Genomic DNA, 13,066 nt, shown 5'->3' with positions numbered 1-13,066 from the left:
GTCATCATGATCACAGGCGTCGTCATTACGCTCAACGAAGAAAAAAACATCAAAGCGTGTATCGAGTCACTTCAGCAGGTGTGTTCTGACATTGTGGTGGTTGACTCGCAAAGCACGGATAGCACGCTTGCCATTGCAGAGCAACTCGGTGCTACCGTGGTCACTCAAGCTTACCTCGGTGATGGCCTACAAAAAAACGTTGGCTTGGCGCACACTGACAATCAATGGATCCTGAGTATTGATGCTGATGAACGTCTCACCGAAGAAGCGGTGCAGCAAATCCAAGCGCTAGATTTAGTCAATACAGCGCATGATGCCTTTGCCTTTCGTCGCCGTAACCACATCGGCAGCCGCTGGATCAAACAGTGCGGCTGGTATCCAGACTACTGCATTCGCTTGTATAACAAGTCAAAAACGCGGTTTGCCGAAGTTAAGCAACACGCGGCCGTTGAGGCCAAAAACCCAAAACAGCTTGATTGCGATCTCATCCACTATTCGTTTGAGAACCTCGGCCAGCTGTTTGCCAAACCGGGGCGTAACTTTAGTGGCCGCGCCGCGAAGATCATGTATCAAAAAGGTAAGCGCGCCAACGCATTTTCACCGTTTATACACGGGCTCAATGCCTTTATTCGCAAATATCTGTTTCAACGAGGGTTTTTGGGAGGCGTCGATGGTATGACAGTCGCTTTGAGTTCAGCCGTCAATAGCTACCTTAAATATGCCAAGCTCTTGGAATTTCAACGCGACCCTAAAGTGCTAGAAAACGAAGACTTCAATAAGGTGTGGTGACAATATGCACATTTGTCACGTCAATCTCGCGTCAGGCTTTAGTGGTGGGGAACGCCAAACCCTCACCTTAATCCAGCAACAAGCCCAAATGGGCTACCAGCTCACGGCGGTGGTGAACCCTAAAAGCCAGCTGCTCGACGAGCTTCGCGCGATACCTCAATGCCAAATCGTGCTTTGTCCGCACTACACTCGGCAACATGGGCGCTCAATCACTGCGACATGCGATCTGATCCATGTTCACGAAGGCCGTGCCATTTATTGGGCACTGTTTCAACACCTATTGCACCGCGTGCCCTACATAGTGACACGCCGCATTGATAACCCTTTAAAGAAAAAGTGGTTATCTCAACTGGCGTACCGCAAAGCCAGCGCGCTGGTCGGTTTGAGTTCGGAGATCATCCATCAACTAGAAAAACGCCACCCTGATGCCAAGTTAGTCAAAATCCCTAGCTCTCCTGTCACCTACCCTGTCTCGCAAGATAAGGTTGAGCAAATCAACGCGCACTTTCGTGGCAAGTTCTTGGTGATTCATGCCGCCAATATGTATGCGCATAAAGGCTTTGATGTCACGATTGAAGCTGCACGATTACTGGCTGATACATCACCTGACATTCAGTTTTGCTTACTCGGTGACGGCAAAGAGCGTGACGCTTTAGAGGCGCAAGCTCAGGGGCTCACAAATGTGCAGTTTATGGGTAAACAAGCCAATATGGGAGATTGGTTCGCGGCGGCCGATTTGCTCGTTCACCCGTCCTATACAGAGGGATTGGGCTCAGTCATTTTAGAAGCGATGGCGGCAGGGCTTCCCGTGATAGGCGCTCGCGCGGGCGGGATCCCTGATATCATTGAAGACAGCATTAGTGGCTATTTAATCACACCAGGGGATAGCGCATCTCTCGCTGCGAGAATTCACAATATCAGCAAAGATGATGTCACACTTTCCTACATAAAGGAAAACTCCGAAACGAGGATAGGCCAGTTTGGCATATCTGAATGCGCTAGAAAATATGAAGTTCTATATAAAGAAGTAAAGGATTAGCTTTTCAGCTTGTCGAGGCCATTGGAAGCCCAAAACGCTTCTTCTTGAACGGTTTTATGATAGATATCTTTGTTAGTTGAAGACCTCGGTAATTCGTGGTGATACATGTGTAACAACGCTGCGCCAAACTTGATAGCCTTGGTTCGTACGCCCACACCTTTCAGTCTGAATTCTATATCAGTATCTTCACCCACTGCTGGCGCCTCATAGTTCATATCAAAACCGTTTATCCTTTCTAGGTCTTTCTTATGTATAGAAAAATTACACCCTATAATTGATCTTGGCTTCGAGGAAATACTCATTAAACGTTGTAACCAAGGCAAACACAGGCCATTTTTAAGGTGTTTGCCCGTGTACTCTGTCGTGTTTTTCTCCCTTCGATTAACTAGATAGTCAACTAGCATGGATAGCATATACTTATGACTAAATGTCGACTTTTTATTAGTTTTCACCAGTAAATCCGTGTACTTCTTAGACAGCTCGACTCTACGTCCACACACCACGGTCCCCCGTTCAGCTGCTTGCAGATGATCTCTGACAAACCCATGCTGAGGAACACAATCACCATCAATAAAAATCAAATAGTCACTTTTTGAGGCGAGTATCGCCTTATTAAGAATTCTGTTTTTCCTAAACCCCTTATCCTCATGCCAAACATGTGTAACAGAAAATGGCAGTTGTTCTACTTTTACAGATAGCCAATTTTTCACCTCTTCTTTCGACCCATCATCAGCGACCACAACATTAAAATCATGATTCCACTGCTCAGTCAGCGACTGAAAAATCAACTCTAAAGCGTTTTTGTTATTGTAAAAGGAAATAATCAAGGTGGCAGATTTACTTTTCATAAAGAGCGCTGTTCAATAAATGCTGTGACAACTGTATCATAACACTCTTATTTGTGGTCAGTTCGAGAGCCAACTTGTGCGCTGGATATATACACTCTTACTCACGCTTGCCGCCCCTTTTTTGCTTATTGGGCTGTACCGTAAACGGCCTGGTAAGCCTGCTGTTGGCGAGCGATGGCGTGAGCACTTTGGCGGTACGCCCAACGTAGACGGTCAGCCTATTTGGCTCCATGCGGTGTCGGTGGGGGAAGTTCTCGCGGCAAAGCCGGTGATCAGCGCGCTGCAACAAGCCTATCCAGACGTGCCGATCCTGGTCACCACCACCACCGCCACCGGCGCAGAGCAGGCCAGGCGTCTTAATGGGATCATACACCGCTATATGCCGGTTGATTTTCCTTTTTCGGTAAAACGTTTTCTCCGCGCGGTGTCACCACGGGTGTGCGTGATCATGGAAACTGAGCTTTGGCCAAATACCTTGCATCATGTGGGTCGAGCGGGCATTCCCATTACGGTTATCAACGCCCGGCTTTCTCAAAAAGCTTGCCAACGCTATCAGAAAATCGCACCGCTCTTTCGAGCCATGAGTAAACATATCGACTTAATCGTTTGTCAGCATCAAAACGACCAAGCGCGCTTTGCAAGCCTCGGTGTCGCTGACGACAAGCTTGCGGTGGCTGGCTCGGTGAAATTTGATATTAAAGCCGTGGATCCGGCGTTGGGTGCCACACTTCGCCAAGCGCGCGGTGATCGCCCTTGCTGGATAGGTGCCAGTACTCACGCGGGAGAAGACGCCACCTTGCTCGCCGCTCACAGTGTATTACTGCGCGATTATCCAGACGCGCTACTGATACTGGTCCCTCGCCACCCTGAACGTTTTGATGATGTTGCCCAGCAAGTGGCTAGCCAAGGCCTCAGTGTGCAACGACGCACCGAGGGTGAGCCGCTGGCACTCAGTACTCAAGTTTATCTTGGCGATACCATGGGAGAGATGATGACCTACCTTGCTAGCGCAGACGTGGTAGTGATGGCGGGCAGTTTTCTGGGTACCAAAGTGGGTGGGCATAACCTGCTTGAACCCGCGGCGTTAGGCAAGCCCCTTTTAACAGGCCCAAGCTATTATAATTTCCAAGTGATTGGTGATGCTCTGATTGACGCTGGCGCCCTACAGGTGTGTAACGACAGCCAAGATCTCGCTGCCAAAATCGGGGCTTTTTTCAGTGCCCCCGCCCTTGCCGCACAGGCCGGCAACGCTGGGCTCTCTGTGGTAGAGCAAAATCGCGGCGCGGTCGAGCGCACTTTGCAGGCGATCGCGCCCTGGCTTAATCATCCACGCTAGTGCTACTTGCGGATATGGTTGTAGCCTTTTAATACGGCAGCCCAATCCTCGGGTTGCCAACGAATCTGACGCTTCTCTTTTTCTTTTTTAAACGAGCGATGAAGGCGGGCAAGGTTATCCTCTTTCCACTGTTCGCCATCGCGCTGTTGGCACTTATCGAAGTCAATCAGCCACAGCTTTCCCTTTCTATCACGCAAAATGTTGTGGATATTCAGATCGGTATGGCACACGCCTGCGTCGTGTAGGCGGCGAACCAAACGACCAATAGCACGATAATCATGGGCAAGTAAGCTATTTTCACTCAAGATAGCAACCAGATCGCGCGCGCCTGGAATTTTCTCCACTAAGATATCAGCACGATAAGTACGGCCGTTTTTTACCGCGCGTGCAGCAACAGGACGAGGCACAGGCATTTTCTTCTCGCGAAGATAGGCCAGTAAGTTGAGCTCAGCGCCACAACGGGTCGCCTCCCATCCTTGAAACCAATACTGATCCTTCACGAATTTACCGAACAAACCACCGCGATAGTAATGACGTAACGCCATCTCCATTTTCGGCCCTCGGATAAAGAACGTGGTACCGCGCCCTTTGGCTGAACCGGTGACAGCGGCTTGCTGGTGCCAAAAATGAATATCAAAATACTGGCGAGGGTCGCCCTCTACTAAGGCCGGATCGTACCAAATACACTCGTTTTCGCATTGCTCTACTTCTATACTCACGGTTTTTCCTGTTTGCGCACTCACGCTAGCGCATATTAGTGTACCTTGCTCGTCAATGGATTCACAGGCGAGAGGTCACGGGACCGTAAGAACAATGCGTGATGGACAAGGATTTGATAACCTCTTTCCAGATCAACGTTTTTAAGGAAAAGCTCGTGACACACAAACAGCATACACGCGTGATTTACCCAGGCACATTTGATCCCATCACGAATGGTCATTTGGACCTGATTGAGCGGGCAGCAAGGATGTTTGATGATGTGATTGTGGGGATTGCGGCTAGCCCAAGCAAAAAACCATTGTTCGATCTGGATGAGCGAGTGGCACTCACGCAAGCGGTCACCGCGCACCTTCCCAATGTCTCTGTGGTTGGGTTTTCAGGGTTGCTGGTCAATTTTGCCAAACAGTACCAAGCCAATATTCTGGTGCGCGGTTTGCGTGCGGTCTCCGACTTTGAGTATGAATTCCAACTCGCCAATATGAATCGTCGACTGATGCCCGCACTGGAAAGCGTCTTTCTGACTCCGTCAGAGGAGCATTCGTTTATTTCTTCTACCTTGGTCAAAGAGGTCGCGTTGCACGGCGGTGATACCAGTGAGTTTGTCGCGCCTAGCGTGCTAACGGCCTTACAAGAAAAGCTGCAAGGCAAGACGTCGTCATAAGGGCTGGCATTGTGGGCAAAAGACAGTTGCCCGCTGGCCGATGACTATGCGCTCAAGGGTCGTGTCACAGGCTGGACACGGCTCACCCGACTTTCCGTAAACGCGTAGCGCTTGAGCAAAGTAACCGGCCTTCCCGTCTACCTGCGTAAAGTCTTTTAACGTCGTACCGCCTTGCGTGATCGCCGCGGCCAACACCGTTTTTATCTCATCCACCAGCGCCGTCGCTTCTGTTTGCGTCAGGCTACCGGCAGGACGTTTAGGGTGGATTCCAGCACAAAACAGCGATTCGTTGGCGTAAATATTCCCCACGCCCACCACGACGCCGTTGTCCATAATAAAGCTTTTCATCGCCATTTTTTTGCCTGCCGCCTTGGCCAGCAAATAATCTGAATTGAACGCATCGGTGAGTGGTTCAGGGCCGAGCTTTCCCAACACGGGATGCGGCAAATCTCCCTCCTGCCACAACCAGGCGCCAAAACGCCGCGGATCGTGGTAACGAATTAAGCGACCATTGCTGAGTGTCACATCAACATGATCATGCTTTTCCGGTGCCAGTGACGTGGGCAGCACCCGCAAACTGCCTGACATCCCCAAATGCACAATCGCAGTACCGACATCCGTCTCCAATAAAAGATACTTGGCGCGACGCGTGACGCGACGTATCACCTGGCCTTTCAACTGTTGTAACGTTTCGGGAATGGGCCAGCGTAGCTTGGGCTGACGAATGGTAATCTCGGTGACCGTTTGCCCTTCGACATACGGCATGATACCTAAACGGCTTACTTCTACTTCAGGTAACTCGGGCATAACACAGCTCTTAATATTTACGACTTTGATAGCGGGAAAAGATACCGACTATCCACTGACACAGCTAACCATTGGCCGTGTTCGTTTTGCATCAACCAAAACTGGGGTTGTTGATAATAGGTAATGCGAATGGGCTCTTGGTCGGGGCTGCGAGTAAGCTCCAACGTACGGGGAGACGTTAATTGGGGTCGCAACGACTGCAAGGTGGTGTCATCGATTTGTGTCCCAGTCAGCCCCAACCAGCGCTGAGCGAGCTCTGTCGGACTAATTACCAGGGGTTTATCCGATTGCCACCCCTCTAACGTACGCGTCAGGGTTAAATGGGAGAACCGCAACGACAGCACTTCACTGCGCGATTCAACCAGCGCGATTACCCCCTCAGGCGTCGCCCTTGCTTGGCGTTGATGGCGCAAATAATCTGGCAGCAGCATTAAGCCAAAAAAAACCACCACTGAGAAAATCAGGATGTTATTCCATGTCTGCCGCTTTAGCTTCATGTCGGTTCACCTGAGGACGTTACGCGTGTCCTCCGCAGTATAACCGCAAATGCGGCCAGATTTTAGTTATAAAAAAACCCAGCCGAAGCTGGGTCTTTCTCAAAGCGTCGATCAATTTACTTGATTTTGGCTTCTTTATACATAACGTGCTTGCGAACTACAGGATCAAATTTTTTGATCTCGAATTTGCTAGGCATGTTACGTTTGTTCTTGTCTGTGGTGTAGAAGTGACCAGTACCTGCAGAGGATACTAGACGAATCTTCTCACGAACGCCGTTTTTAGCCATTCTCTAATTCCTCTTATACGTTCTCACCGCGGGCACGCATTTCTGTAAGTACAGAATCAATGCCTTTTTTGTCGATGATGCGCATACCTTTAGTAGATAGACGCAGTTTAACGAAGCGTTTTTCGCTTTCTACCCAGAAACGATGAGTTTGCAGGTTCGGCAGAAAACGACGCTTGGTGGCGTTATTAGCGTGAGAGCGGTTGTTACCAACTACAGGACGCTTGCCAGTTACTTGGCATACTCGTGACATGAAAGTCTCTCCAAAATCGTTTCGGCTCGATATCAACCTTGTCCGCCAGTCCTGCATCGTTAAGGTCAGGTCGAAGGTCAAGGCTATCAAAGGTGGCGCATTATACTAACTGAATTCACATTGCTCAAGTCCCGAGCAGATCCTTTTATGCGCTTTTTGATCGTTTTTTTCGCCAATGGCGATCCTTAAGGGGATAACAACCAACCTCGCTCGGCGAACGATACCACATCTCCGTCCCCAATCACTAGGTGATCAAGCACGCGAACATCCACTAATGACAAGGCATTAGCAATTCTATCGGTAATATGTCGGTCTGCCTGGCTCGGCTCTGCCACGCCCGATGGGTGGTTATGGGCCAAAATCAGTGCAGCGGCATGCAATTCGAGCGCGCGGCGAACAATTTCTCGTGGGTAAACACTCGCCGCATTGTGCGTGCCTTCAAAAAGTTGCTCATCGGCTATCACGCGATGCTGATTATCGAGAAATAAAACGTAAAACGCCTCGCGAGGCCGGTCGCGCAGTAACGTCGAGAGATAACGGCGAGTATGGTCCGGGCTGGTCAGTGCGTCAGTTTTGCTTAAGGTTTCTTTTAAATAGCGCCGGCTCAGCTCAAGCACAGCTTGAAGTTGGGCATATTTGGCGCTACCCAGTCCTTTTCGCTGACAAAACGCCCCTTGGTCGGCGCCCATCAGCGCCCGGAGCGAGCCAAAATCCTGCAACAGGTGGTCAGCCAGCGCTACCGCACTCATCCCTGTGACGCCGGTGCGTAGAAAAATCGCCAACAGCTCGGCGTCCGATAAGCTTTCCGCCCCTCGCGCTAATAAACGCTCTCTGGGGCGACAGTCTTGCGGCAAGGTTTTTAGGCTCATGGTGATCCCTCTTCAACGTTGCCGCCAGTTAAAGTAAGCCTCCTCCACGCCGCAATAGCTTTTCCATGTAACTGCGGCGCGCTCGTGGTTTTATCATGTGCCACCGTCAATGCTTTCAGCCACGCGCTAGCCATATCACATCCAACGCACGTCACACCCCATACGGATTCATGCGCTCAAACAAGCTTTTTGCGCTAAGGATTATGGTATGGTTTCGTCATTGTCGTTCAAACACACAGAGCATTATGGCCAATAGTTCACAGCAGCCAGCCCAGACGCTGGCCGGTAAACGTATTCTGCTTGGCATGGGTGGCGGGATTGCCGCATATAAGTGTGCCGATCTCACCCGCCGCCTCATCGAGCGTGGAGCCACCGTCAAGGTGGTGATGACCCATGCCGCAAAAGAGTTTATTACGCCATTGACCATGCAAGCCGTTTCTGGGCATCCCGTGTCTGATAGCTTGCTCGACCCGGCTGCCGAGGCCTCAATGGGACACATTGAACTGGCTAAATGGGCGGATCTCGTGCTGATTGCCCCGGCAACTGCCGATTTGATTGCCCGGATACACGCAGGCATGGGCAATGATTTGCTCACCACCGTGTGCTTGGCCACCGATGCGCCTCTGGCGATTGCGCCAGCAATGAACCAGCAAATGTACCGCGCCCAAGCCACTCAGGTGAACTTACGTGGACTGCGTGCACGCGGATGCTTGATATGGGGCCCCGACAGTGGCGCGCAAGCTTGCGGCGATGTGGGCCTTGGGCGCATGCTCGAGCCGCTGGCTTTAGTGGCTGAATGCGAACGCTGGGCCGGCCCCAAACCGCTTTCAGGCAAGCGCGTGATGATTACCGCCGGTCCTACCCGCGAAGCCTTGGACCCTGTTCGTTATCTCTCTAACCATAGTTCAGGGAAAATGGGCTATGCCCTCGCCGAGGCGGCAGCCAGTTTAGGGGCCGACGTCACCTTAGTCTCTGGCCCGGTTGCGCTGTCAGCGCCAGCAGGAATCACGCGTATTGATGTCACCAGCGCCCAACAGATGCATGATGCGGTGCATGAGCGCATCACCGACCAAGATATTTTTATCGGCTGTGCCGCGGTCGCGGACTACCGTCCACAGCACATCGCCGAACAGAAGATGAAAAAGCAAGTGGATAAAGACGCGATGACCGTCACCATGGTAAAAAATCCCGATATTATTGCTTCGGTAGCGGGCTTAACGTCACATCGTCCATTTACGGTCGGCTTTGCCGCCGAAACCCAAGATGTCGCGACCTACGCGCGTGACAAGCTGGCGCGCAAAAAGCTTGATATGATTTGTGCTAACGATGTGTCCCAATCCGATCAAGGCTTTAACAGCGATCGCAATGCCTTACATCTGTTCTGGCCTGGCGGCGATCAGGCGCTGCCCGTCGAGGAAAAACGCTTATTAGCGCGCAATGTCATGGCACACATTCACGCATGCTATTTACAACAAACCTGTCAGAAGCAACCCTGAACCACACAATACAAACAGCTTATATTGAGCGAAAATACAAGTTCAAAAGCGTGCGCCATGGCCACGCTTTTTGCTTTTAATACAGAGACCTCGTCGCTAAGATAGGAGGAAATACTCACACTGGGCGGCACCTCTCCATGATGCCTCCTTTACTGGTCGCCAGTGTGATAGATAAAAAGACAAAGGAATCGCACCCATGGCAGCCCCAAAAAAAAGTAATCGCCGCGAAGAGATCCTCCAAGCGCTCGCGCAGATGCTGGAGTCAACCCAAGGCAGCCAACGCATCACCACGGCCAAACTCGCCGAACAAGTCGGGGTGTCTGAGGCGGCACTCTATCGCCACTTCCCCAGTAAAGCGCGGATGTTTGAGGGGTTAATCGAATTTATTGAAGATTCACTGTTATCCCGCATCAACCTGATCATTGAGGAAGAAAAGGATACCTTGGTGCGCCTCAAACTGATCTTGCAATTATTGCTGGCCTTTGGTGAGCGCAACCCGGGGCTCACGCGCATTATGACAGGTCATGCATTGATGTTTGAGCAAGATAGGTTGCAAGCGCGTATCAACCAGCTGTTTGAGCGCGTCGAGGCACAGCTTAAGCAAGTACTGCGCGAGCGTCGTTTACGTGAAGGGAAGGGGTTTCCATTGGATGAGGCGGTGCTTGCCAGCCAATTGATTAGCCAAGTAGAAGGCGGCTTTTGTCGCTACGTACGCTCGTCATTTAAACAGCTGCCGACCGCCAATTTCGAGCAATACTGGCAACTGCTCACCAATCAACTGCAGTGAATAGCAGTGCAACGAGCGTAGTGCAGCTGGCGCACTCAAGTCAGCCAGCTGCACACCTGTAACTTAAATCCCGTAGCTCGCCTGGTACGCTTTCACCGCCGCTAGATGAGCCGGATCCGCTTGGCTTTGCTCCAAATAGGCGACCAAGTCCGACAAGCTGATAATGGAAACCACCTGACAATCGAAGTCACGCTCCACTTCTTGAATCGCCGACAGCTCACCTTGACCACGCTCTTGGCGGTCAATCGCCACCAACACCCCAGCAAGCTGCGCCCCTTGCGCCTGAATCAGTGTCATTGACTCACGGATAGCGGTACCTGCAGTGATCACATCATCCACCAACATCACACGGCCACTCAGCGCGCTGCCTACCAAGTTGCCGCCCTCACCATGGTCTTTGGCTTCTTTACGGTTGAAGCAATAAGGCGTATCCACATTATGGTGCGCAGCAAGTGCTACCGCGGTGGTGGTCGCAATCGGGATCCCTTTGTACGCAGGACCAAACAAAACATCGTAATCAATCCCTGCATCCATCAACGCGGCCGCATAAAATTCACCCAGTTTTGCCAAGTCACGCCCGGTGTTAAACAAGCCGGCGTTAAAAAAGTACGGACTTTTCCGCCCTGATTTAAGCGTAAACTCGCCAAACTTTAATACCTCTCGCTCAAGGGCAAACTCAATAAACTGGCGCTGATAGGCTTTCATTCGTTCCTCTCTTGGTTGTCTTGGTGACACGCCACATGTCACCCGGGGTCGGATAGATAAAAAAATAGCCCCCGATGTGGGAGCTATTCAATCTGTTATGCGTCGGCGAGTGCCGATTTTTGCGCGACGACAATGTCATCAATGCCCTTACTGGCCAACGCGAGCATCGCGTTTAGCTCATCGGGGGTAAACGGCTCCGCTTCGGCGGTGCCCTGCACCTCAATCATGCGGCCATCTTCGAGCATCACCACATTCATATCGGTATCGGCCGCCGAGTCCTCCACGTATTCAAGGTCACAAATCGGCGTTTGATGATAAATACCCACTGATACAGCGGCCACATGCCCACGCATCGGGTTAGCCGCAAGCTTGCCATCACGCACCAGCGCGTTAAGCGCGTCTGCCAGGGCCACGCTCGCCCCCGAAATGGACGCCGTGCGCGTGCCGCCGTCGGCTTGAATCACGTCACAGTCAACGGTAATGGTGCGTTCACCCAGTGCTTTTAAATCGACCGCGGCGCGCAAGCTGCGGCCAATCAAACGTTGAATTTCGACGGTACGGCCACCTTGTTTACCGCTTGACGCTTCACGACGGTTACGGGTGTGGGTTGCACGTGGCAACATGCCATACTCGGCAGTCACCCAACCTTGGCCCTTGCCTTTTAAAAAGCGCGGTACGCCCTCTTCAATCGTGGCATTACAAATCACCTTGGTATCACCAAAGCACACCAACACAGAGCCTTCTGCGTGGGCCGTAAAACCGCGGGTAAAGCTAACGGGACGAATTTGGTCGAGTGCTCTTCCACTTGGGCGCATGCAAGTTACCTTATTGACTGACAGAATGTGGGCGCGATTATACGTGTTTCTCCGCCCGCTTGCGATCCCTGTCCGCCCGACAGACCAAGACAGCTGACGACAGGGGCGTGGATGCGTATAATCTTTGCCATTCACCTTCAGCACACAAGAGCAGGTACACATGATCCACAGTATGACCGCCTACGCCCGTCAAGAACTCAAGGGCGATTGGGGCAACGCGGTTTGGGAAATCCGCTCCGTTAACCAGCGCTATCTCGAAACCTACATTCGCATGCCTGAGCAGCTACGTAGCCTTGAGCCTGTGGTACGCGAGCGTTTTCGCAAGCGCCTAGCCCGCGGCAAAGTGGAATGCAACCTGCGCTTTGATACCTCACAAGCCAGCCAAGATAAGCTCACCATCAATGAAGCCTTGGCCAAGCAAGTGATTCACGCCGCCAAATGGGTGAAAGAGACCGCGGGTGAAGGCAACATCAATCCGTTTCAGGTCCTGAACTGGCCAGGGGTGATGGAAGCGCCGGAGCAAGACACCGACGAGCTACACCGCGCCTTATTAGCTGGTCTTGATGAAGCACTCGATGCCTTTATCGCCGCACGTGCCAGCGAAGGTGAGAACATGAAAGCCCTGATTGAGCAACGACTCGATGCCATTAGCGCCGAAGTGATCAAAGTGCGTGAAAAGATGCCCACGGTGATTGAGTGGCAGCGTGAACGTTTAACCACGCGCTTAGAAGAAGCACAAGTGGAACTCGACCCAGCCCGCGTTGAACAAGAAATGGTGATGCTGGCGCAAAAAGTCGACGTCGCAGAAGAGCTTGACCGCTTGGACTCACACGTTTCAGAAGCACATAAAATCCTCAAAAAAGGCGGCGCCTGCGGCCGACGCTTGGACTTTATGATGCAAGAGTTCAACCGCGAAGCCAACACCCTCGCCTCCAAATCAATCAGCACCGAAATCACCGCCTCCGGCGTCGAGCTCAAAGTGCTTATCGAGCAAATGCGCGAGCAGATCCAGAATATTGAGTAGCCTATCCTTTATCAGTCTTCTAGTTGTAGCCCCCATATAGCGGGGCTTTTTTGTATCTAAACACTATTGATAATTTTGAGTGGAGCCACATTTGTCTCTGTCACTAGTGTGATAGATTACTGGATGTTATAAACTA

16 protein-coding genes are annotated in these 13,066 nt (G+C 51.5%); 7 read left to right on the top strand and 9 right to left on the bottom strand.

From position 1 onward, the window contains the following. Positions 1-6 precede the first annotated feature (6 nt). Both BZG73_RS01885 and BZG73_RS01880 read left to right on the top strand, forming a co-directional pair. A complete protein-coding gene (locus BZG73_RS01885; RefSeq protein ID WP_077667428.1) occupies positions 7-789 on the top strand; it encodes a glycosyltransferase family 2 protein in 783 nt (260 codons plus the stop codon). Positions 790-793: 4 nt separating this feature from the next. Then, positions 794-1,828: a glycosyltransferase family 4 protein gene (locus BZG73_RS01880; protein WP_077667427.1), complete on the top strand. Its 1,035-nt coding sequence runs from the start codon at positions 794-796 to the stop codon at positions 1,826-1,828. Here the strand turns inward: BZG73_RS01880 and BZG73_RS01875 are convergent. Then, positions 1,825-2,676, bottom strand: a complete 852-nt coding sequence (locus tag BZG73_RS01875) for a glycosyltransferase (RefSeq protein WP_077667426.1) — start codon at positions 2,674-2,676, stop codon at positions 1,825-1,827. The two genes, BZG73_RS01880 and BZG73_RS01875, sit on opposite strands and share 4 nt — an antisense overlap. 76 nt (positions 2,677-2,752) lie before the next feature. Between BZG73_RS01875 and waaA the strand changes: the two genes are divergently transcribed. Next, positions 2,753-4,012 carry a lipid IV(A) 3-deoxy-D-manno-octulosonic acid transferase gene (gene waaA / locus BZG73_RS01870; RefSeq protein ID WP_077667425.1) on the top strand — a complete coding sequence of 420 codons (1,260 nt, stop codon included), beginning with the start codon at positions 2,753-2,755 and terminating at the stop codon, positions 4,010-4,012. A 2-nt stretch (positions 4,013-4,014) separates the two neighbouring features. Here waaA and BZG73_RS01865 read toward each other — a convergent pair whose 3' ends face one another. Further along, the gene (locus BZG73_RS01865; RefSeq protein ID WP_077667475.1) at positions 4,015-4,725 is read right to left on the bottom strand and encodes a 3-deoxy-D-manno-octulosonic acid kinase; all 711 of its coding nucleotides are present in this window, start codon (positions 4,723-4,725) and stop codon (positions 4,015-4,017) included. Positions 4,726-4,844: 119 nt separating this feature from the next. Here BZG73_RS01865 and coaD point away from each other — a divergent pair, with 119 nt between their 5' ends. Further along, positions 4,845-5,393 (top strand): pantetheine-phosphate adenylyltransferase, encoded by a 549-nt coding sequence (coaD, locus tag BZG73_RS01860; protein WP_370517151.1) that lies wholly within the window; start codon positions 4,845-4,847, stop codon positions 5,391-5,393. On the opposite strand, the gene mutM is transcribed toward coaD, so the two are convergent. The 5 genes from mutM to radC form a co-directional block, all read right to left on the bottom strand. Further along, a complete protein-coding gene (mutM, locus tag BZG73_RS01855) occupies positions 5,388-6,200 on the bottom strand; it encodes a bifunctional DNA-formamidopyrimidine glycosylase/DNA-(apurinic or apyrimidinic site) lyase (protein ID WP_077667423.1) in 813 nt (270 codons plus the stop codon). The two genes, coaD and mutM, sit on opposite strands and share 6 nt — an antisense overlap. A gap of 17 nt (positions 6,201-6,217) precedes the next feature. Further along, positions 6,218-6,697 (bottom strand): hypothetical protein, encoded by a 480-nt coding sequence (locus BZG73_RS01850; protein WP_046074697.1) that lies wholly within the window; start codon positions 6,695-6,697, stop codon positions 6,218-6,220. A gap of 116 nt (positions 6,698-6,813) precedes the next feature. Then, complete coding sequence (gene rpmG, locus BZG73_RS01845; protein ID WP_046074696.1) at positions 6,814-6,984, bottom strand: 50S ribosomal protein L33; 171 nt, start codon at positions 6,982-6,984, stop codon at positions 6,814-6,816. A 13-nt stretch (positions 6,985-6,997) separates the two neighbouring features. Further along, positions 6,998-7,234, bottom strand: coding sequence for a 50S ribosomal protein L28 (gene rpmB, locus BZG73_RS01840; protein WP_046074695.1), 237 nt, complete (start codon positions 7,232-7,234; stop codon positions 6,998-7,000). Between the two features lie 185 nt (positions 7,235-7,419). After that, positions 7,420-8,103: a RadC family protein gene (radC, locus tag BZG73_RS01835; RefSeq protein ID WP_046074694.1), complete on the bottom strand. Its 684-nt coding sequence runs from the start codon at positions 8,101-8,103 to the stop codon at positions 7,420-7,422. A 245-nt stretch (positions 8,104-8,348) separates the two neighbouring features. Here radC and coaBC point away from each other — a divergent pair, with 245 nt between their 5' ends. Together coaBC and slmA are read left to right on the top strand one after the other, a co-directional pair. Beyond that, a complete protein-coding gene (gene coaBC, locus BZG73_RS01830; RefSeq protein WP_077667422.1) occupies positions 8,349-9,599 on the top strand; it encodes a bifunctional phosphopantothenoylcysteine decarboxylase/phosphopantothenate--cysteine ligase CoaBC in 1,251 nt (416 codons plus the stop codon). 196 nt (positions 9,600-9,795) lie between these two features. Continuing rightward, positions 9,796-10,386: a nucleoid occlusion factor SlmA gene (slmA, locus tag BZG73_RS01825; protein WP_077578225.1), complete on the top strand. Its 591-nt coding sequence runs from the start codon at positions 9,796-9,798 to the stop codon at positions 10,384-10,386. Between the two features lie 63 nt (positions 10,387-10,449). Here slmA and pyrE read toward each other — a convergent pair whose 3' ends face one another. Both pyrE and rph read right to left on the bottom strand, forming a co-directional pair. Beyond that, positions 10,450-11,091, bottom strand: a complete 642-nt coding sequence (gene pyrE, locus BZG73_RS01820) for an orotate phosphoribosyltransferase (RefSeq protein ID WP_046074691.1) — start codon at positions 11,089-11,091, stop codon at positions 10,450-10,452. A gap of 95 nt (positions 11,092-11,186) precedes the next feature. Then, positions 11,187-11,906 (bottom strand): ribonuclease PH, encoded by a 720-nt coding sequence (rph, locus tag BZG73_RS01815; RefSeq protein WP_077667421.1) that lies wholly within the window; start codon positions 11,904-11,906, stop codon positions 11,187-11,189. A gap of 160 nt (positions 11,907-12,066) precedes the next feature. Here rph and BZG73_RS01810 point away from each other — a divergent pair, with 160 nt between their 5' ends. Next, positions 12,067-12,930, top strand: a complete 864-nt coding sequence (locus BZG73_RS01810; RefSeq protein ID WP_069361928.1) for a YicC/YloC family endoribonuclease — start codon at positions 12,067-12,069, stop codon at positions 12,928-12,930. Positions 12,931-13,066 lie beyond the last annotated feature (136 nt).

Origin of the sequence: Salinivibrio siamensis, from assembly GCF_001996005.1 — a bacterium.
In the GTDB taxonomy this organism is placed as follows: domain Bacteria; phylum Pseudomonadota; class Gammaproteobacteria; order Enterobacterales; family Vibrionaceae; genus Salinivibrio; species Salinivibrio siamensis.
The sequence above is the reverse complement of the archived record's forward strand: the minus strand, read 5'-3'. Positions and strand labels throughout refer to the sequence as shown.